This window comes from Enterovibrio baiacu, assembly GCF_004120195.1.
GTDB classification, from domain to species: Bacteria; Pseudomonadota; Gammaproteobacteria; order Enterobacterales; family Vibrionaceae; genus Enterovibrio; species Enterovibrio baiacui.
On the sequence record NZ_SCHN01000021.1, the window covers coordinates 68,068 to 90,812 of the forward strand.

Here is a 22,745-nt window from a genome sequence, read left to right on the forward strand (position 1 = left end):
ATGCTGAACGAGTAAACCGAGTTTACGGCTTAAAGCATTGACCCTGCATAGGGAAATCATTATAGTAGCGCCCCGTTGAGACGAACTGCATCGCATTCGGCTTGATGAAAATTAGGTGAGTTGTCCGAGTGGCTGAAGGAGCACGCCTGGAAAGTGTGTATACGGCAACGTATCGAGAGTTCGAATCTCTCACTCACCGCCACATTCTAAAGCCCCAGCAGAAATGCTGGGGCTTTTTCGTTTCTGGCTTATGAAAAACGCAGTGACGAGTAATCTCTCACTCACCGCCATATTTGGAACTCGAGCAGAGATACTCGGGTTTTCTCGTTTCTGGCATATCGAAATGTCACGAAATCCGTTAATTTCCCGCATGTTATCGTCAATGCCTCTATAGTTGGTAAAGACGATCGAATTCTCCTGAGTAGTGTGATGTTCTAAGGATAGACATGCAGTTATCACGACTAAAACCCATGGCGGTGTTTGCTGCCGTGGTCAAAACAGGCAATTTTAGCCGAGCAGGGAAGTTACTCGGGATTAGCCGCCCCGCAGTGAGCGCGCAAATTCAAAAGCTGGAAGAGAGCCTGTCGGTTAGGCTTATCCAACGCACTACCCGCAGTGTTTCCCTGACCCAAGATGGCGCGCGTTTGCTGCCGTTGGCGGAGTCGGTATTGTCCTCGCTGATTGATATTGATGACGTACTGACGCGAGATAAGCCCAAAGGCCCAATCCGTGTAACCGCAACGTTAGACATCATGAAATCTTGGCTTGCTCCCAAGCTAGAAGCCTTCACGCTGCAATATCCTGACATCACGTTTGATTTGGTTATGACAGACCAAAAGATTGATCTCATTGAAAATCAGATTGATTTAGCCATTCGTGTGTCTCGACTCAATGAGCAAGATTTTGTCGCGCGACCCGTGTTCGATGATCAACTCGCCATCTATGCATCGCCAGACTATCTCGACGCATTGCATGAGCCAATCACAGAGCAAAATGTAGAGCACTGTCGCTGGATTGTGCTTGAGCAGTTAATGCCCAACCGCACGGTGAATTTGATGAAGGGTGAAGAAACCTTGAGGTTTCAGCCGAGTCGCTACGACATCGTCAATTCGCCAAGCATGCTCAATGAATTGGTGGTAGCGGGACGAGGTTTAGGCTGTTTAATTTATCAAAACGTTCAACATCTTTTGCGGGAAGGGAAAGTCGTGCCCGTCTTGCCTGAGTGGCATGGTGATAGCTTAACCTGTTACTTGCTGTACCCCAGTCGTCAGCATATTCCGATGCGTTTACGGCTATTTATCGATTACCTATTGGAAAGTCGCGACAAGATTTGAGCAAAAAAAAAGCCCATGCGTTATCGCATCGGGCTCTTGCCACAAGAGGGAGGGTTGTAGCAATACTAAACAGACCAGAAAGTATCCTCAGCTTTCTGATCTTCGGAAAATAGCCAAACTTCCATGATGTATCCGCCGTCTATGCGAAAAAGGTGCGTGCCTTTCATTGAAATCGAAAGGTTGCCGCTGGAGGCCGTGGTGTGAACGGGAACAGAAACGAGGTTGCCGTTTGCCATGAGTGAACCGTCAGGCTTGATGGCATAGGAATTATCGGTCACGTTTTTCATTCTCTGAAGCATTGCCGCGACACGCCCAAATCCTATTTTGTCACCCGAGAAAGGGTTACGGCCCGGCTGATGCCAGAGCGCGTTTCTATCAAACAGCAATGCCAGCCCTGTCATGTCTTCGCTTTTCAGCGCGTCAAAATAAGCAGCAACAACGGTCCGATTTTCTTTCTCTGTTACCGCGGTATTCATTGTTTAACATCCTTAATAAACATGAACGGGGAAACTGTATCGCGAGATATACGCTTTATTTGCAGAGTGTAAGCGTATGAAAGCGCTTGCTAATAAAGTGAGTTAGAAGATATATCGAGTGTGACAAGCTGATAAGGGGCGTAATTGAGACTAGATTGGTACGAATAGTTGACAAGTAAATCGTTTACAACGTCGTCATCCTGCACCATTTCTCGTCTTGCGACCGATCGCTCATTGTTTTATTTCTGGGAATATTAGGCGTAACATCTTTGCGACCGATGAAAGAAAAGCAAATTCGAGCAGGCTTCCCTCATTCCCTAGCCAAAAGCTGTTCTACAGTAACTACGTATTTGCTGACCATAGATGATTCAAGGACGACGGCTTCCTTCCCGCCTCTATGTTTCTCTAACAGGGAGTCTTACGACAGGTGTATGTATGAACGAACTAGCAATTCTCGCGCAACCGGGTGTCCTAACCAATCCAACCTCACACGTTGAATACCTGACGTTTACGTTAAAAGACCAATGGCTAAACCTTGATGACATTGGGGATGCCCTAAGCCAGTTGCCTGGTATCGAGAAATCCATTCGACAAAAAGATCCTTCCGCTGGTTTAACCATGACGATGGGTTTTTCTGCGAATGCGTGGCCAAGCCTATTTCCCGATGTAAACCCGCCAGCCGAATTGCGTGCATTTACTGAAATGCAAAATGGTGAGCGTCATTTCCCGTCAACGGCGGGAGATATTTTCTTGATGGTGAAATCTGAACGGATTGATTTGAACTTCCAAGTGGCGAAGCATGCGGCCAAGGCGCTATCAGGTATTGCTGATTTGGTTGAGGATATTCAAGGCTATAAATACCTCGATAACCGCGACATGATCGACTTTGTGGATGGCACGGAAAACCCCGTGGATGACGAGCGTGTTGAATCCGTGCTTATTGGCACAGGTGATGATTACCAAGGCGGCAGTTACCTCACCGTGCAGCGGTATGTTGATCGTCAGGGTTTATGGGACGAGCAATCAACGGAACACCAAGAAAAAGTCATTGGCCGTACAAAGATGGACGACATTGAACTGAGTGATGCGGAGAAGCCTGCTTGGGCGCACAATGAAAAGAGTAAGGTCGAGATGGAGGGGGAAGAAGTCAAAATGTTGCGTCAAAATCGCCCTTACGGCAATGCCATTGAACATGGCACCATGTTCGTGGGTTTTGCATCGACCGCGTCTTTGATTGAAACGTCGTTAAGGCAAATGATCACCGCCGATGAAGATGGTAACTACGACCGATTGTTGGATTATGTCGAAGCAAAAACCGGGGCGAATTATTTTATTCCACCGCAGTCTTTTATCGATGACCATTTTGACGATTGATAAGTGTTTTACCCATGTTAGATGAAGAGGTATTCACTGCGGGTGAGTTGGCTGGCATTGTAATCACGATGCCAGTCGACGCTTATCTAAAGGACTTCGTTTTAAGCTAGGTTTTAAACTGCTCGATAAGGGTTGCCAACTCGGTTGATTGTTGGCTCAGACCATTGCTGACACTGTGTGTGCTTGTGATTGCCTCTGTGAGAGTTTGGCTACCGCGCTTTAGTACTTGTCGTCGCTCCGTCAGCTGGGCTAGCTCTCTGTGCTGAGATTTGATCGCAGATTCTACAACAACACTGCGTTTCTCCAACCCCTCAAAGGTTTGGCTCATTGCGCTCAGATGATGTTGAAGTTCAACGCTTGCTTTTTGGTTGTTTTCGCTGGCCAGTTTAGTGTCCCCAAGAAGCCGGCTGGCGGCTTCCACACTGTTTATGAGCTCAATTAATCCAGGCGCGAATGTCACCTGTTGACTCAGAAGTACGCTGAGAAAGACTGCGCACTTCGTCTGCGACAACGGCGAATCCTCGGCCATATTCACCGGCTCTTGCTGCTTCAATCGCTGCATTTAATGCGAGTAAATTTGTTTGTTCCGCAATGCTTTCAATCACGTCCATCACACTCGCGATTTTCTTGCTTGTGTCGGTGAGACCTTGCATGGTCGATTCTACGTTGCTGACGGTGGTAACGCTGTATGCGATCGATTTTTCTGTCGCCGTCATGTGCGATTGCAGCTCATTGTTGCCGGCAACGAGGTCGCCAATAGATTCCCTGGTTTGCTGTATGGCTGATGCAATGTCCGTGGTTGCTGTATCCATCACGGTGAGAGAGTGAGCGACCTCTGTGATCTGATCTTGTGTGTCTTTATTGATGGTCGATACGGTCTGATGTTGTTGGTCTAGCGTGCCTGATTGCTTGTCGAGTTCACCGGTTCTGGTTTGGATATTGGTGACAAACTGATTGAATTTTTCGAGCAGGTTGTTGGTTGCCAGCGCGACGGCAGAAACCTCATCGCAATATTTGTCTTCAATTCTGACGGTAAGGTCTGAGTGTGAGTCTATTCCAGTGAGTGCTCTAGCGATACGTTTTAACCTTAATATCACGGTTTTCGTTAACCAAAGCATCAAAGAAAATGCAACCAGCAATGAGAGGCTAATAGCCCCAAAAATGACGTTCGCTTGCTGATCAAGAAATTGAATCAATCCATTGGCGGAGGCATGTGCGTTTGTTTGTCGCTCGAAGAGCTTTTCATCTATTGAAACAAGAATAGGGTCAACGCTTGGATACATATCAAAGTCAACCAAGCGACCCGCGTCGTAATAGCTCTTATTTTCAATCGCTTTCTCGAATTTTTGAATGTAAGTATCGATCTTCTCCTTATTCGCCTGGTTCTCCTCTCGCCAAAGCGTTAATGAAGGGTATTGAGAAAGCTCTTGCCAACGGTATTCATAATTCGTTTTAAAAGCCTCGAATTGAGGTTCCACTTCATTCCAAAACAACAACTGTGCTTTGACTTTTTGAGAGAGTGTGACCAAAGCACGATGGTCGCGCTCCAGTGCCATCAGGGTCCAGACTTCGGGCAGCTTTTTGTTCACATATTCGAAGTAAGCGTCGGATGATCGCGATGAGGTCCAAAGGGCCAACCCACCCATGGCGATGGTGAGTGATGTGAAGAATAAAAATGCAATCAGAAGACGCTGACGTATGCTCATAAAAACGGCCTAACATAGGAATACTATGCCGCTAACCTAATTTGGGCTTATGTCAGAAGAGTTACAAATCTATCACTAGGCAAGTCTGTAGGAAGATATGAGCCTTTTGTCGCGATTATTTGTATTTTTAAGGTTTTATTTACTCATAAGGCTGCGATGAAAGTCACTCTCCCATTAATTGCATTTCGATGAAATCAGAGGTTCGACCCCAAACCATGAGCATAGAATGTGGTGTTAGGCTAAATATGTTGCAAGAAAAAATAGGCATTGATTATTCAAATTTGGCTGCTCCTTTCAGCTCGCGAATACACATTTCGTAAAAATCATACGCTTGTGGTGACATAAAACGCGCTCTTAGACGGAATATCCCAATCTGTCGCTCAACGTAAGGGGAGGCAAGAGGCAGCCATGTCAGGTTTTTCGCATTATCGGGGAAAGCGAGGCGAGGTAGCGTTGTAATGCCAATGCCCAGTTCAAGCACGGAAAACAGCGATGTAATGTTTTCAACTGTGTAAAGCGCGGCGTTTGTCAGGGCATTGGCGGGTGTGGATTCAAGCAGCGAGCACGTACCATTCTTAATGAAAGGGTAGGGAGCGAGTGCCTCCCAATCGATAGGCTGCGTGTGCTGAGTGAGCGGGTGATCGTTCAAGCAGATAATCCCAACGGGGTCTGCCAGTAAGGGGATAAACTCAATACGCTCATCTTGAATGTGCAGGCAATTCCCTAGTGCAACATCCACTTCGCCTGCTAATAGCCGATTCTCAACGCCGGCGGCAGTGTCATCCACCAACACGACCTCAACATCAGGGTGACTTTCCGTGTATGTCGCTAAAATGCGGGGTATCAATTTTGCCGCCACGGACGGAACACTTGCGATCCTTACTTGCCCCAACTGCCCAGCCGCCGCAGCGCGAAGATCGGAATTTAAGTCATCATACAGTTTTAAGAACTGATTGATCTTGGGCAAGCAGAGATCGCCAAAGGGCGTGAGCTTGGCTTTGTGCCCTGAATCAAACAGCGATTGCCCAAGGATCTTTTCGAGTTCTTTTACAGACGTTGATAAGGCGGCTTGGGAACGGTTTGCTTTGGAAGCTGCAGCGCGAAACCCGCCTTGCTCTACAACCAATGAAAAATGCCTAAGTTGCTGAAGTTTTATGTCCATTTCTCGCGCCCTGCTGATTTATCCCTCTCCCTTACATTGATAAATAAAACTGAACAATTGTCAAAAATTAACCGTTAGATTTATCAAGAAGAAAGGCGCAATATGTAAATCAAATGAAACGAAATGGTTAAACGGGTGCGAGTGCCATGTCTTTAAATACCTCTTCATACTCCACTAAGGCAGCTGTGCCGACACAGCTGTTTGCCTCAAAAGCGCCTTTGGAATGGGCTGTGACCCACAATGGCACACTGTATACAGCGCAAATTCCCATTGATGCTCAAGGACAGCTCATTGAAGGTGGTATTGAAGCACAAACCCGTCAAACGCTAGATAACCTCGCACACACTCTGGAATGTGCAGGCGTGGGACTGGATGCGGTATTGCAGGTGCTTATTTATGTGACGGACAGAAGCTACCTCGCCACTGTAAACAGCGTCTATGCCGAGTATTTTTCTGCGCCTTATCCAAACCGAGCCGCCATGATTGTTGCTGGGTTAGCGCGTGAAGGCATGTTGGTGGAGCTGGCGGTGTATGCAGCCGTGCCAAACACAGACTAAGCTCGCAGTAAGCAGAACAGGTTTTGAACACGACTTTAGATAATAAAATCAAGGATTTCTCATGACGTATAACACGGAAAGCGCACTCTACATCGACGGTCAATGGCTTCAAGGCGCAAGCACAGTCGCAAACGTTAATCCGTCTGATACTTCGCATTCACTCGGCGATTTTGCTCAAGCAAGTCAGTCTCAGGTTCAGCAAGCGATTGACGCTGCGCGAAATGCACAGCCTTCTTGGGAGCGCACACCACTCGAATTTAAACAAAAAGTGCTGCAAACCATTGGTGATGAACTGATTGCGCGTTGTGATGAGTTAGGACGCTTGTTATCCATGGAAGAAGGCAAGCCTTTCGCAGAAGGGCGCGGCGAAATCTACCGATCCGGCCAGTTTTTCCAGTACTACGCGGCGGAAGTTCTCCGCCAAATGGGCGATATCGCAGACTCTGTTCGCCCAGATGTGACGGTGGAAGTCACACGTGAAGCAGTGGGTGTGGTGGCCATCATTTCACCTTGGAATTTCCCCACAGCAACGGCGGCTTGGAAAATTGCTCCCGCACTGGCGTTTGGTAACAGCGTGATTTGGAAACCTGCAAACCTAACACCAGCAAGCGCAGTGGCGCTGACAGACATCATTCACCGTGCGGGTGTTCATCCCGGCGCGTTTAACTTGTTGTTGGGCTCCGGCGCGCAAGTGGGCGATACCCTGATCAACAGCCAAGATATTGATGCCGTGAGCTTCACGGGTTCTGTGGATGTCGGCCGTACCGTTGCAGCGGCAACCGCCCCAAACTTTGTACGTTGCCAACTTGAAATGGGCAGCAAGAATGCCTTGGTTATCGCGAGCGACGCGGACTTGAAATCGGCAGTTGATGCAACGATTGCAGGTTCATTTTCAGGCACGGGCCAAAAGTGTACAGCATCGTCACGCCTCGTGGTGATGGAAGACATTCATGATGCGTACGTCGATGCGCTGATTAAACGTATGTCAGAACTCAAAGTGGGTCACGCATTGGAAGATGGCGTGTTTATGGGGCCCGTGGTTGATGAGCGTCAACTAAGTGCAAACATGGGCTGGGTTGAACGTGCGAAAGAGCACGGTGCTGACCTGGCGTTTGGTGGTGAGCGATTGGATCGCGAACACAATGGCTACTACATGTCTCCAACGCTGTTCCTGAATACCAACAACAGCTGGGACATCAACCAAGAAGAGCTGTTCGCCCCTATGGCCTGCGTGCAAAAAGTGGGTTCTCTTGAAGAAGCCATTGCCACCGTGAATGACACACGCTTTGGTCTCACCGCGGGGATCGTCACGCAAAGCTTGCGCAGCAGTACCTTGTTCAAGCGCGAAGCGCAAACCGGCTGTGTGATGGTGAACTTGCCAACGGCAGGCACGGATTACCACGTTCCGTTTGGTGGTCGTAAAGAGTCGAGCTTTGGGCCTCGAGAGCAAGGCCAATATGCCCGTGATTTCTACACCATTGTGAAGACGGCTTACCAGCGCCCTTACTGAGTTATTCCAGGCCGTTAGCAACGAAATTTCATGTTTTGTTTTAGAGGTGTGTGTCTGCACACCTCTCCCTAAACACATTTGAACCTTACACACCGCGAACACTTGCAAGGAGTTAGCATGTATCAAGACCACCTTATTATCGATGGTTTGCAGTACTGCAACTGGAACCGCGCTTACTTCGAACAGCTCAAAGAAAGTGGTGTGACGGCGATTCATGCCACCTTGGTGTATCACGAAAATGCCCGTGAAACGCTAACACGGTTTGCTGAGTGGAACTTGCTGTTTGAACAAAACCCTGACCTCATCATGCCCGTCATGTCGATGAGCGATGTGGTGAAAGCCAAAGAAGAAGGAAAAGTCGGCGTGTTCTTTGGTGCGCAAAACTGCTCACCACTAGATGACGAAATCGGCATGGTCGAGGTGATGAGAAAGTTGGGTTTGCTCATCATGCAGTTGACCTATAACAACCAAAGTTTGCTTGCCACAGGGTGCTACGAGCAAAACGACAGCGGTATTACACGTTTCGGTAAACAAGTCATCGAAGAGATGAACCGTGTAGGCATGGTGATTGATATGTCACACAGCGCTGAGCGTTCGACGCTGGAAACCATTGATCTCTCGTCACGCCCGATTTGCATTAGCCATGCAAACCCTTCCTCAGCGCACGCTGCGCTTCGAAACAAATCTGACACTGTGATCCGTGCATTGGCGGAAAGAGGCGGCTTGCTTGGCTTTAGCCTCTATCCCTTCCATTTGCCGGATGGCAGTGATTGCACCTTAGAAACATTCTGTTCGCTCATCGCTGACACCGCGGAAATGGTGGGTATCGATCGTTTAGCCATTGGCAGCGACCTTTGCCTTAATCAACCGCAGAGTGTGTTGGAGTGGATGCGAAATGGACGCTGGTCAAAGAGCCTCGATTTTGGAGAAGGCTCGGCCAGCAACTCGGGTTGGCCTGCGGCTCTGCCGTGGTTCCCCGACAGTAGCGGTATGAAGAACATCTTTAAGGGACTTCGCGACAAAGGGTTTTCAGAAACGGAGACGGCCAAAATTCTTGGCGGAAACTGGATCGAATTCCTCGATGCTGGTTTAAAACCAGCGGAATAACTTACTGCGGCTGAAGGATTTGCCTCCTGCTGTCAACGAAACGGGTGCGTTGGCTCTGACCAATTCACTCGCCATCATGTGGAGACAGAAGATGTCTGACTTACTCAATTCAGAGAAAACCGTGCCAGCACCAAAGGCACAAAGCACGATTGAAAAACTGGGGCTTAATAACCCTGTACTATGGATGAGCGGTGGGTTTCTTACCGCGTTCGTTGTTCTAGCATTGGTCGATAATGCGTTGCTATCAAGTCTAGTGAACACTGGGTTTGCATGGTCAGTGAAAATCTTCGGCCCCTATTGGCAATTGCTGCTTCTGATTACCTTCTTGGTAGGCATGGGGTTGGCGATCAGCCCAACCACATCCAAGGTGCGACTGGGTGGTCTAGAGAAGCCAGAGTTAGACGGCTTCAAATGGCTAGCCATCATTCTTTGTACGCTACTTGCCGGTGGTGGTGTGTTTTGGGCGGCAGCAGAGCCGATCGCTCACTTCGTGAATCCTCCTCCGCTCTACGGCACGCCTGAAGGCAATATTCAACGCCAAGCGTTCAACGCGTTGTCGCAGTCGTTCATGCACTGGGGCTTTTTGGCATGGGCAATCCTTGGGACGCTGACAACCATCGTGTTGATGCACCTTCACTACGACAAAGGCCTTCCACTTAAACCGCGCACACTTTTGTATCCTGTTTTTGGCGACCGCGTGTTGAATGGCTTTTTCGGTTCTTTCATTGATGCATGTTGCATCGTGGCAGTGGCGGCGGGCACCATTGGCCCTATTGGCTTCTTGGGCTTGCAAGTGAGCTACGCATTGAATGCGTTGTTTGATTTGCCTGATGGCTTTACCACGCAATTCATCATCATCTTGGGTGCCATTGCGATTTACACCATCTCAGCACTGAGTGGGGTAAACCGAGGCATTCAGATTTTGAGTCGCTACAACATCATTCTGGCTGTTGGCTTGATGATCTACATCCTTCTCGTTGGCCCAACTGATTTCATTATCAATGGTTACGTGCAAGGCGTGGGCACCATGATCGACAACTTTATCCCAATGGCAACGTTCCGCGGTGATATGGGCTGGTTGAGTTGGTGGACCGTGTTCTTCTGGGGATGGTTCCTTGGTTATGGCCCTATGATGGCGATCTTCATCGCGAGGATTTCACGCGGGCGCACCATTCGTCAGTTGGTAACCACCATCAGCATCATTGCACCGCTCATTACCTGCTTCTGGTTCTCGATTGTAGGCGGTTCAGGCTTGGCATTTGAAATGGCGAATCCTGGCTCGGTCAGTGCGGCTTTTGAAGGCTTTAACTTGCCGGCATCGTTACTGGCGATTACCCAGCAACTGCCATTGCCAATGTTGGTGTCTATCTTGTTCCTGATTTTGACTACCATCTTTATCGTGACCACGGGTGACTCGATGACTTACACCATTAGTGTGGTGATCAGTGGCGAAACTGAGCCGAATGCGCTTATCCGTTCCTTCTGGGGTGTGATGATGGGTGCGACAGCGATCATTCTGATTTCCTTGGGCGCTGGTGGGGTCTCGGCACTCCAATCCTTCATTGTTATTACCGCGGTGCCTGTGTCGCTGATATTGCTTCCGGCGCTTTGGAATGCACCTCAGATTGCAATGAAGATGGCAACGGAGCAAGGGTATCGATAACCCTATGGCGCAAATTGGATAGAAATATGCCGTTTCGGAACATCACGAATCCGTGATGTTCCGGATAATTAAGGATAAGGACAAATAGGAACGTCCCAGAATCATAGGTGAGCATGAATGAACGCGAGCTTTGCCAAGGAATCTGAGAAAACCCTCCGAGACCCAGCAATTGTAATGGCCCCTGAGCGCTTGGGCGCCATGCACCAAACCCGCATCAGCTTTGTTCGATCGCTGATCAGAAAAATGGCGAGTGAAAATTGGAAAGTGTCTCAAGCCTTTTGGAAAATGAATGACAAAGGCTTTGGTACGGCAGTTTACGAACTTGACGCTTCCCACGACATCTACCAATTGGTTGTCTTTTCAGATGCGATCGCCGATGAAGACCGAAACGATCGTGTTATCGCAGAAAAATGGGATGTCACATTCGCGCTGATCCGTGGCCGTGTGGACATGAGCACCATTGAGCAATTGCGCCAAAATGTGCCTTTGCAAGAGGCAGGTCGAAACTCTTCCCGTGTATTGGTGTTAGCACGCGCGAATAAAAGCGTGCGCGTGTTTGAGCATTTGGTGTCGTCACTGGCACAAGGGGAGCAGCCTGATACCGCCGAAATTGCCCGCGTGGGTTACATCCTTCGTACCACTGCTGTGTATGGCAATGGCAAATTCGGCATTGCAGATTTTGAAACCCTGCAGAGCAATAACGATTTCAATCTAACCTTCAGCGCCCAAATGTGCGCGGTATATATTCTTCGTCAGTTCAGCTTGGATTGGGTGGAGTTTATTGCTCAACAACGTGGCGGTGAAAAAGCATCAACGATATGCCCTCAATTGAAACGTTACCTCGGCATCGGGAATGCGACGGGTTTAGGTATGGCTCCTTACCTTATTCGTCATCCTCGGGTGGTGGATCGCTGGTTGTCCCAGCGTGAAATGGCTTTGGCCTCTGCGTGCGCACAGCGAGTGAATGACGAGACGGTAAATCGTGTGTGTGGCTTACTGAAAAAAGCCCAAACACACTTTGAGCAGATCATCACGATCAACGAACAGCAACAAGCGCTGAATACGGAATGTATCGCGCAACTCCCGATGTTGATGACGCGTATTCGACAGCCGTTTACGCCGTTCGACACGTGGACTGATGTGCTCGACAGTTCAAGAGATTTGAGCTTGGAAACCCAAGAAGTACTGGCGACCTGCATCATGGAAATCTTCCCTGAGTGCGTCGATCGCTTCATCGATAAGCTGAATACGGACGAGTCGTTATCGCTCGACCCTGGTGTGACGGTAAAAGACATGCTGGCGGTAATGGAAACGCGTTACCGTTGGGCGATTGATGTCGATTTTAGCGAGCCTGAAAATCAGTATTGGTTTTGGTATCGCTCACAAGACAAAGAAGAGCCAAGAATGGGCGTTCGTGGGCAAGAACCCGGTGAGGAACGCGAGCTACCTTTGGACATCGGGCGTCAAGTATCGAGGTTATACGCTGCCTTGCAGCTCGCGGAGCCTTCTCAGTCTTTGGCGCACTTCTTACTGAGCAATCCTTCTTACCGCGTGATTTCACGACGCGTGTGGACAATGGCACAGCAACCGATGGGTGACATTCAAATGAATGTCTTGTCGCAGAGCGCATTACCCATGCATTTGTTGCGCTGTAAGTTGTCGATGTTTGGTGCGACGAAGTTCGATCCTCGTTCTGACCGTTGGGTGCGTGTGACGTTATTCCAAGGTGCGCCTTTGGTGAGTGATCTCGCGGCCCAACGCTTTGAGGAAAGTTGGCTATTTCCGCTGATGCCTTGCACTGAATGTGAAGTGACGGAACTGGCGACATGTCAGCGAGGTGTGTCAGCATGATGTATCTCTCTCACAATGAACTGGTCTCTTTGTGCAGTAAGGCTTACGAAAGTCTGCATCGTCAATGTGGGGAATCGGATGTGATTGCCAACATGGTGGCAGATTTAGAAATGTCGGGGCTGAAAGGGGTCTCGCATTTTGTGTCATCGCTGGATTTTCTGGCAGCAGAGCCTGACGTGCCTGTCGGTGCGTTTTTGACGAATGAGGCCACCATTTCCGCGGATCTGAAAGGCGCGAGTCTGCTTAATCATTTTCCAGCGTTGGTTGATGTGTCTATGGATCAAATGATTGGTCGCTCAGCAATCCATATCGAAATCCTAAATAGCCATAACCGTTGGTTTGCGTACGGAGAATTGCTCAAGTTGGCGGGTAAGGGGTTGTCGGTTCGTGCTCAGTGGAGCAACAGCCAAGCGCCGTTTCATGTCGATTGTGTTTGGAATGCCGGGCGACGTTTTCCGGATATCTATTTCAGTGAACTGCCGCAGCTCCCCAAGAAAAGCCTGCATGTTGATGTTCAACAAGCCGCGTTTACAGCGGAAGATTTTGCCCCCTTCACCACCTGTATCACGGCAAAGTCTTTGTCTGAAGCAGACCGAAGAGCATGGAGAGACGGCATCGAGATTGATGAAGCTCATTGGCAGACGCTCAAGCATTATGCATCCCGCAATTTAGTGGAAAGCAGTGAGCAGTCAAAGATGGGGGCGGGTGGTCAGTAGAAGTAGATAGCGAAAGGTGTTTCGATGTGTTCAGCAAGCTCGATGAAAGTCGGGCTTTTTTGTGCGTTTACAGAATTGGATAAATAGAAGATGTCGAAAGCAATGGCGAAAGGCAGTTTGTTGCAAGAGGCGAGAGATTGACGGCGGTACTCTTGTTCTATCTGGCAGTCAAACGAGGGTGGTCAACTGCCAGTTTTCCCCGATGTTAAAAGCGCATTGGGCTTCTAACATACTCTAAGGTATTCGTGCCTTACAGCACGCCGCCCCAGTACATTGCATTAAACATGGTAAACGCGATGGTTGCGCCCATTAGTACAAAAAGTGGTGCGTTCTTAGAGACTTTAGCGACGATTTTCTGTGACACGGATTATTCCTCTTGGTGAAATTTCGAGCAGATTATGCAGTTTTATGTGAACCTGATCAACCGGTATTGGCCGAAAAGTGAAAGTTTTTTGTACGGTGTTTTTTACAGGTAAACACGCATGTTTACTTGCTTGGCTAACATCTTGTTTTCGCTCGAAGTTGTAAAAACCGCGAAATGGCGTGTGTTACGAAGAGGAAGTGGGAAGGGCTGTTTTCTGTATAGAAAGCGAGTGAATATGTACGGAAAATAAAAAGCCAGCACTGAGAAACGCTCTGTGCTGGCATGATGACTTCGTGTGGTGTTGTTTAATCAACCATGATCTGCGATTGCGCAATCATGGCATCGATAACCGCAGTACTGATTTGCTCTGGTGCAACGCCTGTGATGGTGATGCCATAATCGCTGGCAAAATCAGCAACACTTTTATTCTCGAAGATGATTTGCTGATCGACATCGCCATTCCCTTCAGATGACACTTGCAGTGTGGCGTTGCCGCTCCCGTTATCGATGAAGTTCAAATACTGGCCAATGCTCTCTTCATGCTCGTTTTGCAGTAAGTTTGATAGATCGAGCGCATCGTCTGACGTGTTGAAATCACCAATGGTATCGACAGCGGGTGAGGCTGCTGTTCCAACGTCGTCGAGTTCAAACACAAAGGTGTCTTCTCCCGCACCGCCATAAAGCGTGTCGTTGCCAGCGCCGCCAATGACAGTGTCATCACCCATGCCTAAATCAATGGTGTCGTTACCCGCACCACCGTTAATGATGTCGTCGCCAAGCAAACCCAGAAGCACATCGTCGCCACTGTTTCCGTGGATAAGGTCTGCGTCGTTACCGCCCACATATGTGATGCTGTTGAGGTCGATAATGTCTGACAACCCGCTATTCGCGAGGCCATCGTAATAGTTGTTGATGTCGGTTTCTGAATTGGCAATAACAATGACCACTTCAGTTTTTGTGCCATCAGTGGCTTGCAACGAAACGGAATCTTGAAGTGTATCGCCGGTTGGAATGGCAGGCAGAAGGGAAGGGTCAATGGTGTATGTCCAGTCACCATTCACCAAGGTGAGCGTCCCATAACTGCCGGACTCTGTGGTGTTGGCAAAAACTGCGGCCATATCACCGTCTGCATTGACAATCGACAGGGAGCCCGTCGCTGTAGTTTGTGACAGATCGAGCGCAAGGGAATCGGTATTGTTCCCGATGACGCTGTTGGCAACATAGGGTTTGTTACCTGTCACGTCGATGACGATGTTTTGCTGTACGCCATTGGTTGCAGTAACAGTAAAGGTGTCTTGCGCCACTTCATCCGTATCTAAACTTTGGGCTTTATCGCGCTCGAGCGTGTAAGTCCAAACACCACTGACCAAGGTTAAGGTGCCGTATTCACCTTTGATGCTTGTGTCGTTGAACACGGGGACATCGGTGGAGTCTGGGTCGATAAACGCGACGGAGCCAGAAACGGTCAGTACATCTTCATCACCAATGGAGACTTTTGCTGTTGCGGATTCGCTGTCTGCATCGACAAGGTAATAGCTGCCATCATCCGTTTGTACGATCACCGGTGGTGTCCAATCGTTTTCCAGATCAGTGACCGTTGATTGATAGATAAGTTTGCCATCATCGCTAATGGTGTAAAGGTCGACACCTTCGGTCGCGTTAGCTGTGACATAGACAGGCTGGCCTTCTATGTATCCAGCTGAAGCGAAGTAATGTCCATTGCCTGTGATGGTGTCAGTAAGCGTTAATGTACCTGAGTCGCTTAACTCATAAATGCTTGCTGATTCGCGGGCGTTGTTGGCATAGATTGCATAAGTTCGACCATCCGGCGTGTGATAAAAATTCACCGAGGGTGTACTCCCGAGAGCCGGGGTTTGCGTATCAACCAGCGTTAACTCACCATTATTTGGGTTCACTGAGAAGGTTTTAATGTTTTCATGAGACGCGGTAACGACAAAGGTGCTGTAGTTATCGAGGGTGATGATATCAATCGCCGATACCGCATCGCCCGCATCAATAAAGTAATTGTCGTTCGTTATCTGGCCTGAAACAGGATCATACGTGAGTTTGGATACCCCATCCCCACCTGGGCGTGTCGCAAGAATATACTCTGTGCCGTTTGCGCCTTCAAAGACAACGTTCTCGCCAATACTTCTTTTCAGGTCTTCCCCGTTGAGGAAGCTCTTTCCACCATTGAAGGACAGTGTTCCAGAGTCTGAAATAGTCCATGCGGTAATGGATGAGCCACTGTGGGACGTCAAGAAGAGGGTTTCGTTTCCATCAACATTGAACACATTAGACTGCGTGAGGTTTCTTAGCGCGAGGTTTTCGACTCCTGCAGCAGCAAATGCCGACGTGAGATCGCCAGCAGACGTCGAGATGATCGTGTTATTGGTTGCGTCATAGGTGATGCGGTCGGTTTCGGTCAGGGTGCCATCGTTGTTCACACGAGAAATGGTCGCAATACCGCCAGTGCCACCTGTTGTGGTCGAAATAACAAAAGGCATATCCGAGACTGAACTCGTGGTGGTCGTCCGTGTTGTCTGCGTGCCGTTTGAGATGGCCGCATCAGGGCTTGTGAGGCTACTTCCTTCATTTGGGTTTACATCAAAACCAATGAAATCGACACTACCGGTTAGGGTGCCAGTAAAAACAGGGGGTTGATCTGGTGCGACGATAGGAGGAGGTAATGGCGAGGTATCATCATCTGTTGTGGGGATAAAGCGTAATGAAGCACTGATTTCATCATCATCGCCAGCACCTTGATCTGTGGCCAGCGCGCTATCGTCCAGCGCAAAATCGGCAACAACTTGTACGTGTTCACTGCCTGCTTCAATCAGAGGAGGACCTGTAATGGATGAGCCAATATTGCCTTCACCCGCCTCTGGTGCCGCTTCCTCTTCGTTCAGAGGATCTTCTCCACGCTCCAATGCTTCAATGATCTGTTGAACATCGGCTGGTAGGTCGTCGATAGCGATGTCTTCGCTACCTTCTGCAACAACACCAAGATCTCCCTCATTGGTATTGTCTATTTCGCTGCCGCTACTATTCGTTTCCGTTTTTGAAGGAATGAGGATATCACCCTCTGAAAGGGTTGGATTGTCGGAAGCAATTTGAATAGAACCATCAGCTTTTATGATATATGCATTTCCGGATGCTAGACCGAGAACTGAATTCGGCATTATGCACTCCTGTTGTCCGCGTCTTTAATTTATTTTTATGTGTAATTTTATTTATCAGAATCTATAAGAAAATTAGCATTAAAATATCGTCCATTCTCCCACTAGACGATTTTATCCATCCAATAAATGAGACTGACGCTTAATTATGTTTGAACAGTGTAAATATGGCTGCGCGTTGATATTCAACCTGAACCATAATAAGTCCGTATGTTCTAGACATTTAGATCAGGATGTATCAATGATAATGCGTGACTGTAATGAAAAAATGACCTAGGCATTGATTTTATGCCTAATTAATTGGTGAGTGGATATTTGTTAAAAACCCAGTGGGAAATGTGCTGTTTGGTATTGTTTTTCTGTTGGGTAAGCCCAAGTTTCTGGGTTGATATGTGATGCAATGAATAACGTTATTTGTCCCTGTGTAATTATATTAAACACCCAAACAATCTAAACGTTTAGATTGTTCGGGTTTATTTATAATGGTGCGTGTTGTTGTTTTGCGCGAATTAATCAATCACAAGTTTTGATTGCATAAGCATGGCATCGATGACTGACGTGCTAATTTGATCTGCTGTCATGTTACTGGTGTCGATTTGGTAGGCAGATGCCATGTCGTCAACGCTTAAGTTATCAAACACAACTTGTTGATTTATGACGCCATCACCATTTTTTGATATGTTCAAAATGGCGTGTCCTTCACTGTCTTCAACGATGTTGAGGTATTGATCGACGGTTTCAGTCGTTTCACCTTGAAGGAGATCGGTTAGGTTTAGTGTGTCTTCCTGAGTATTAAAATCACCGATATGGTCAACAGCAGGCGCAGAGCCTGTGCCTTCATCGCCGTTGAAATAAGCAAAAACATCTTCGCCTTCGCCACCTACCAGAATGTCGTTTCCACTTCCGCCTGAGACAAAGTCATCCCCAAACCCTAAATCAATGGTGTCGTTACCGTCGCCACCGAAAATACGGTCGTCGCCTTCTTGGGCAAGAATGACATTCTCACCCTCATCGCCCTGAACAACGTCGTCATTGTCACTGCCAATGTAAGTGACGTTGGCCATGTTGATGATGTCCGACAGGCTGTCATCCGCCGCGGAGGTGTAGAAGTTAGTGATCGCGCTTTCTGATTCCCCAATCACGATCGTGACGTCTGTCGTGGTGCCATCTGTCGCGGTGAGTGTGATGACATCTTGAACGCTCTGGTTGTCCTGAATAGCATCGAGACGGGTAGGATCAACCGTGTACGTCCACATGCCATCGACAAGCACTATCTCGCCATAAAGGCCTGTTTCGGTTGTATTGGCAAAAACAGCGGCCACACCATTCGCGCCCACAACGGACAGTGAGCCTGTTGCCTTTGTCGGAGTAGCGACGGACACTTGGTCATTAATGGTTTGACCTAAGGTGACCGTTGCCGTATCGCTTTCATTGTTTAGCGAGTTGATGGCTTTGTAGGTGAACTCTGTGTCTGTGGTATTGACGCTTTCAGCACTGATACTGGTGACGTTTAGGTTTGAGTTCACCGTTGCTGTGACGTAGAAACGTATTTCATCAAATCCATCGGCGTTACTGATGTTAATCGTGGCTATACCGTCGCCGCCAGATGCTTCCCACAAGTTGGGGTAGTCATATTCACCAACGACTTGCCCGTTGCGATACACAATGGCGTGTGCTTGACCGTTTGCGGGACGGGTCTCTGAGAAGTTGCCATAAGCACTACTCACCACGATGTTGCTGCTAGTGATATCTGAATTGCCTGTAAACTCGATCACCATCACTTCATTGAGCGATGAGGTGAGCTCTCTATCAGCACCAACACCAATGCCACTTTCGCCGGCTTCGAATTCCCAGGCGATATTGGCGGGGGTGATCGTGCTGCTTGAGTCCGGTTTAGAGCCTGAGAATGTTCCGCCAGAGACGGTTATCCCGTCTTTTACGACGGTTGTTTGAGTAGAGCTTGTGATATCACTTGCCGAAAATGTGACGGACGAGCGTTCAGGTTCAAACACGAAAGCGGTGTCATCTGGAAGGATTTGGTCTAATGTCACGGCGACTTTGGCGCCGTTATCGTTGAAGTAATACAGCACGCCATCGTTAGGCAATGACGTGATTTGGATGCGCGTTTCAAGCGAATCGGTTAGATCTGCGTCATCGACAAGATCTGCTGTATAGGCATCAAGTGTGAACGCAACATCGCCCGTTGAGCTGTCTTCAACAAAGCCTGGTGATGCGGCTTGTGGTGACAAGTCGACAATGATGCTCCCTGTGTTTTCGCCTTGCAGACTCAAATCAATGGCTGGCTGGTGGCCTGTCACATCAATAACAATGCTTTGTTCCGTGCCATCCGTTGCCGTAAGCGTGAAGATGTCCTGTGTGGTTTCATCATCAGGGATATTGGCAGATTTATCCTTATCTAGGGTGTAAGTCCATGTGCCGTCAATTAAGGTTAATGAACCGTAAGTGCCCTGAAGCGTCGTGTTCTCGAAGCTTGGGTTGTCGTTCGAGTCAATGTCTGAAATGCCAATGATACCCGACACCGTGATACTGGAATCTTCCGGGTCGCTGCTTTCGCTATCGCCGAAGGTCAGTTTGGTGGTGCTGACAATGCCATTGTCTTCGCCATCACCATCCACCAGATAGTAACTGCCATCCTCGGTTTGAACGATGACAGGAGGCGTCCAGTCATTTTCGATATCTGCCACATTGGTTTGGAAAACCAATTTTCCATCTTGGCCGATGGTATAGAGATCAACACCTTGGGTTGCATTTGGCATCACATAGACAGGCTCTCCATCAATGTAACCCGCAGATGCAAAGTAGTGCCCAGCGCCAGTGACGGTATCGGTGAGCGTGAGCTCGCCTGTACCACTTACCTCAAATATGGACGCTTGGCCGCTCGAGCTGTTGGCGTAGATGGCGTAGGTTCGTCCATCACTGGTGTGGTAGAAATTCACACTGTTGCTCGTACCCTGTGCGACTGTTGCTGTATCGACGAGAGTTAATGCCCCTGTGCTTTGATCAATCGAGAAAATTCTCACCGCGTCATTAGACGCAGCAGCGAGGAAGCTGTCGTAATTGTCATTCGTGAAGACATCGATGGAAGAGACAGATTCACCTGCGAAGATGAATTCGTTGGCATTCGTCATCTCACCGGTTTGCACATCATAAGTGAGTTTGGAAATGCCGTCGGTTCCTGGTCGTGTTACGTAGATGTAGTCTGTGCCATCAGCGCCTTCAAACGTGACGTTTTCTCTGATATGTCGCTGACCATCTTGTCCAGTAATGTTGGAAATCCCGCCGTTTATGGAGAGTGTCCCTGAATCAGAAATGTTCCATGCAGTCAGTGATGAGCTATTTTGCGAGGTGACAAACAGCGTCGGTTGCCCATCAATGGTCGAGGCATTGGATTGAGTAAGCCCATTGCCCAACGACGATGCATTGATTCCAAGCGCAGTAAGATCGGCAGTGATATTGCCGTCTGAAGATGTGACGACGGAGCCGGCACTTGGGTTGTATGTGATGCGGTCAGTTTCGGTGAGTGTTCCATCATTATTAACACGTGATATGAGTGTAGAAACAGTGCCTGCTCCCCATTGTGTCGTAATAACGTAGGGCACACCATTTACGGTCGTCGTAGTTGTTGTCCAAGCTGGGTTGGAACCGTTCGTGATGACGTCGCTGTCCGCATGAACATTGTTTGTTTCATCGGGATTGATACTGAATCCATCCACATCAACACTGCCCGTGAAGTTCCCCGTCACGACAGCAGCATCTTGTGTGCCTGTCACAGAAATAGAAATAACCTGAGGCGTGCCATCGGTTGAGGTCAAGGTGATGTTTTCAGTCACTTCTTGGCCATCATTTAGCATTTGTGCATTTTGGTAGAGTGAATAGGTCCACTCACCATCAACCAGCGTGAGAGAACCATAGTCGCCAACGACGGTCGTATTGGCAAACGTCAGTTCATCGCCACTGCCATCAATAACCTGCAATACACCTGAGACAGACTGTGAACCAACATCCTCAATCAAAGATGAAACATCGTCATCATTGATGGTGGTGTCGACGCTAGCAGGTAACGCAGGTTGTGTTTCAAACCCGCCGCCCGACACGCTTGATACCGATACCGTAAACACGTCGTTATCCGCTGACTCATTCAACGTATCTTCCGTGGTTGCTACCGTGAAGTTTTGTGACGTTGTGCCCGCTGCAATCGTGACGGTTCGGGTTATAGCGGTGACGTCACCTGTTTCTGAGGTTTTATGACCAATGACCACAGTGATATTCATGTCTGATATTGGCGCGGATGAAACGGTGAGGGTGTAGTTTGCGTCTTCCCCTTCATCGACAGCGCTGTCGCCAGTCAGGGTCAGATTCGGCGCATCGGCAGTGCCGTCGTTAATGGTGGTTTGAACCGCAGCAGGTGCTTCAGGCTGCTTTTCAAATCCACCACCTGAAATGCTGTCAACAGAGACACTGAAGACATCGGCATCAGTGGATTCATCAATCAAATCATTCGTTGTCGACACATCGAACGTTGTTGAGGTTGTTCCTGCAAGGATGGTGACATCGCGTGTTTCAGGTGTCACATCACCGTTTTCGGAAGAGATGTGCCCAATCACAATCGAGATGGTCATGTTGGATGACGGCGCTTCGGATACTGAAACGGTATAGCTAGCCGCGCTTCCTTCCTCAACGGTACTATCGCCAGTCAGCGTGAGGGTTGGTGCATCAACATCGCCATCATTGATGGTGGTTTCGATCGCTGAAGGATTATCTGGCAGCACTTCAAAACCACCGCCTGAAGTACCTGTCACCGAGACTTCAAAGACATCATCGTCGCTGGTTTCAAGGATAGAATCGTCCAGCGTCGCGACAGTAAAGTCAGTCGATGTTGTGCCTGCTGCAATCACTAGATCACGCGTCACTGGGGTGACATCGCCATCTTCGGATGTCTTGTGGCCGACAACGACAGTGATGGTGAGATCAGTCGTTGGAGCTTCTGAAATAGTGAGCGTGTAAGAGGCTTCAGCGCCTTCGATGACTTCTGAGTCACCTGTTAATGTCAGGGTCGGTTTATCGGTCGAAGTGGAGTCTTCGTTGATCGTTGTTTCGACTGCTGCGGGATTATCCGGCAAGACTTCAAAGCCGCCGCCTGCGGTGCCTGTTACCGATACTTCAAAGACATCTTCGTCATTGGTTTCCAGGATGGAGTCATCCAAGGTTGCCACGGTGAAATCTGTAGATGTCGTACCTGCCGCAATCACCACATCGCGAGTAACTGGCGTGACATCGCCGTCTTCGGACGTCTTATGACCCAAAACAACCGTCACGGTGAGGTCAGTCGTTGGCGCTTCTGAAATAGTGAGCGTGTAAGATGCTTCCGCGCCTTCAACGACTTCTGAATCACCCGTGAGCGTCAGAGTCGGTTTGTCCGTCGAAGTGGAGTCTTCGTTGATCGTGGTTTCGACTGCTGCGGGATTGTCCGGCAGCACTTCAAAACCACCGCCTGAAGTACCTGTCACCGAGACTTCAAAGACATCGTCGTCATTGGTTTCAAGGATCGAGTCATCCAAGGTTGCGACGGTAAAGTCGGTTGATGTGGTGCCTGCTGCAATCACCACATCGCGAGTAACTGGCGTGACATCGCCGTCTTCGGACGTCTTGTGGCCTACAACGACAGTGACGGTTAAATCCGTTGTTGGAGCCTCGGAAATGGTTAACGTGTAAGACGCTTCCGAAC

14 protein-coding genes and 1 tRNA gene are annotated in these 22,745 nt (G+C 48.7%); 9 read left to right on the forward strand and 6 right to left on the reverse strand.

All coding sequences use genetic code 11. The features are described from left to right. The first annotated feature begins 114 nt into the window (after positions 1-114). Both EQP46_RS20425 and EQP46_RS20430 read left to right on the forward strand, forming a co-directional pair. Positions 115-202, forward strand: a tRNA-Ser gene (locus tag EQP46_RS20425). A 244-nt stretch (positions 203-446) separates the two neighbouring features. Continuing rightward, the gene (locus tag EQP46_RS20430; protein ID WP_240671779.1) at positions 447-1,334 is read left to right on the forward strand and encodes a LysR family transcriptional regulator; all 888 of its coding nucleotides are present in this window, start codon (positions 447-449) and stop codon (positions 1,332-1,334) included. Positions 1,335-1,399: 65 nt separating this feature from the next. Here the strand turns inward: EQP46_RS20430 and EQP46_RS20435 are convergent, their stop codons facing one another. Beyond that, positions 1,400-1,810: a nuclear transport factor 2 family protein gene (locus EQP46_RS20435; RefSeq protein ID WP_129495389.1), complete on the reverse strand. Its 411-nt coding sequence runs from the start codon at positions 1,808-1,810 to the stop codon at positions 1,400-1,402. A gap of 435 nt (positions 1,811-2,245) precedes the next feature. Here EQP46_RS20435 and EQP46_RS20440 point away from each other — a divergent pair, with 435 nt between their 5' ends. Then, a complete protein-coding gene (locus EQP46_RS20440) occupies positions 2,246-3,184 on the forward strand; it encodes a Dyp-type peroxidase (protein ID WP_129495390.1) in 939 nt (312 codons plus the stop codon). Between the two features lie 106 nt (positions 3,185-3,290). On the opposite strand, the gene EQP46_RS24505 is transcribed toward EQP46_RS20440, so the two are convergent. From EQP46_RS24505 to EQP46_RS20450, 3 genes are all read right to left on the reverse strand, one after another. Then, complete coding sequence (locus EQP46_RS24505) at positions 3,291-3,644, reverse strand: hypothetical protein (protein ID WP_240671780.1); 354 nt, start codon at positions 3,642-3,644, stop codon at positions 3,291-3,293. Next, complete coding sequence (locus tag EQP46_RS20445; protein WP_240671781.1) at positions 3,619-4,890, reverse strand: methyl-accepting chemotaxis protein; 1,272 nt, start codon at positions 4,888-4,890, stop codon at positions 3,619-3,621. The genes EQP46_RS24505 and EQP46_RS20445 overlap by 26 nt, the downstream gene beginning before the upstream one ends. Before the next feature lie 271 nt (positions 4,891-5,161). Next, on the reverse strand, positions 5,162-6,052 hold the full coding sequence (locus EQP46_RS20450; protein ID WP_129495391.1) for a LysR family transcriptional regulator: 891 nt from the start codon (positions 6,050-6,052) through the stop codon (positions 5,162-5,164). A 146-nt stretch (positions 6,053-6,198) separates the two neighbouring features. On the opposite strand from EQP46_RS20450, the gene EQP46_RS20455 reads away from it, so the two are divergent. The 6 genes from EQP46_RS20455 (at position 6,199) to EQP46_RS20480 (ending at position 13,456) form a co-directional block, all read left to right on the forward strand. Next, positions 6,199-6,609: a RidA family protein gene (locus EQP46_RS20455; protein WP_129495392.1), complete on the forward strand. Its 411-nt coding sequence runs from the start codon at positions 6,199-6,201 to the stop codon at positions 6,607-6,609. A gap of 61 nt (positions 6,610-6,670) precedes the next feature. Beyond that, positions 6,671-8,119 (forward strand): aldehyde dehydrogenase family protein, encoded by a 1,449-nt coding sequence (locus EQP46_RS20460; protein ID WP_129495393.1) that lies wholly within the window; start codon positions 6,671-6,673, stop codon positions 8,117-8,119. Between the two features lie 117 nt (positions 8,120-8,236). Next, positions 8,237-9,226 (forward strand): membrane dipeptidase, encoded by a 990-nt coding sequence (locus EQP46_RS20465; RefSeq protein ID WP_129495394.1) that lies wholly within the window; start codon positions 8,237-8,239, stop codon positions 9,224-9,226. Between the two features lie 91 nt (positions 9,227-9,317). Continuing rightward, entirely contained in the window at positions 9,318-10,889 is a 1,572-nt protein-coding gene (locus tag EQP46_RS20470) for a BCCT family transporter (RefSeq protein ID WP_167482786.1), read from the forward strand. Positions 10,890-11,006: 117 nt separating this feature from the next. After that, positions 11,007-12,740 carry a hypothetical protein gene (locus tag EQP46_RS20475; protein WP_129495396.1) on the forward strand — a complete coding sequence of 578 codons (1,734 nt, stop codon included), beginning with the start codon at positions 11,007-11,009 and terminating at the stop codon, positions 12,738-12,740. Further along, a complete protein-coding gene (locus EQP46_RS20480; protein WP_240671782.1) occupies positions 12,737-13,456 on the forward strand; it encodes a DUF3726 domain-containing protein in 720 nt (239 codons plus the stop codon). Before EQP46_RS20475 ends, EQP46_RS20480 begins: the two co-directional genes overlap by 4 nt. A 669-nt stretch (positions 13,457-14,125) precedes the next feature. On the opposite strand, the gene EQP46_RS20485 is transcribed toward EQP46_RS20480, so the two are convergent. Next, positions 14,126-17,002 carry a VCBS domain-containing protein gene (locus tag EQP46_RS20485; RefSeq protein ID WP_129495397.1) on the reverse strand — a complete coding sequence of 959 codons (2,877 nt, stop codon included), beginning with the start codon at positions 17,000-17,002 and terminating at the stop codon, positions 14,126-14,128. 506 nt (positions 17,003-17,508) lie between these two features. Beyond that, on the reverse strand, positions 17,509-22,745 hold a 5,237-nt coding region (locus EQP46_RS20490; protein WP_161972879.1), incomplete at its 5' end, for a VCBS domain-containing protein.

What these genes read in the sequence shown, in the direction of transcription:
- EQP46_RS20430 (WP_240671779.1), top strand. Translation starts at nt 447, where the DNA reads ATGCAGTTATCACGACTAAAACCCATGGCGGTGTTTGCTGCCGTGGTC.
- EQP46_RS20435 (WP_129495389.1), bottom strand. Translation starts at nt 1,810, where the DNA reads ATGAATACCGCGGTAACAGAGAAAGAAAATCGGACCGTTGTTGCTGCT.
- EQP46_RS20440 (WP_129495390.1), top strand. Translation starts at nt 2,246, where the DNA reads ATGAACGAACTAGCAATTCTCGCGCAACCGGGTGTCCTAACCAATCCA.
- EQP46_RS20445 (WP_240671781.1), bottom strand. Translation starts at nt 4,890, where the DNA reads ATGAGCATACGTCAGCGTCTTCTGATTGCATTTTTATTCTTCACATCA.
- EQP46_RS20450 (WP_129495391.1), bottom strand. Translation starts at nt 6,052, where the DNA reads ATGGACATAAAACTTCAGCAACTTAGGCATTTTTCATTGGTTGTAGAG.
- EQP46_RS20455 (WP_129495392.1), top strand. Translation starts at nt 6,199, where the DNA reads ATGTCTTTAAATACCTCTTCATACTCCACTAAGGCAGCTGTGCCGACA.
- EQP46_RS20460 (WP_129495393.1), top strand. Translation starts at nt 6,671, where the DNA reads ATGACGTATAACACGGAAAGCGCACTCTACATCGACGGTCAATGGCTT.
- EQP46_RS20465 (WP_129495394.1), top strand. Translation starts at nt 8,237, where the DNA reads ATGTATCAAGACCACCTTATTATCGATGGTTTGCAGTACTGCAACTGG.
- EQP46_RS20470 (WP_167482786.1), top strand. Translation starts at nt 9,318, where the DNA reads ATGTCTGACTTACTCAATTCAGAGAAAACCGTGCCAGCACCAAAGGCA.
- EQP46_RS20475 (WP_129495396.1), top strand. Translation starts at nt 11,007, where the DNA reads ATGAACGCGAGCTTTGCCAAGGAATCTGAGAAAACCCTCCGAGACCCA.
- EQP46_RS20480 (WP_240671782.1), top strand. Translation starts at nt 12,737, where the DNA reads ATGATGTATCTCTCTCACAATGAACTGGTCTCTTTGTGCAGTAAGGCT.
- EQP46_RS20485 (WP_129495397.1), bottom strand. Translation starts at nt 17,002, where the DNA reads ATGCCGAATTCAGTTCTCGGTCTAGCATCCGGAAATGCATATATCATA.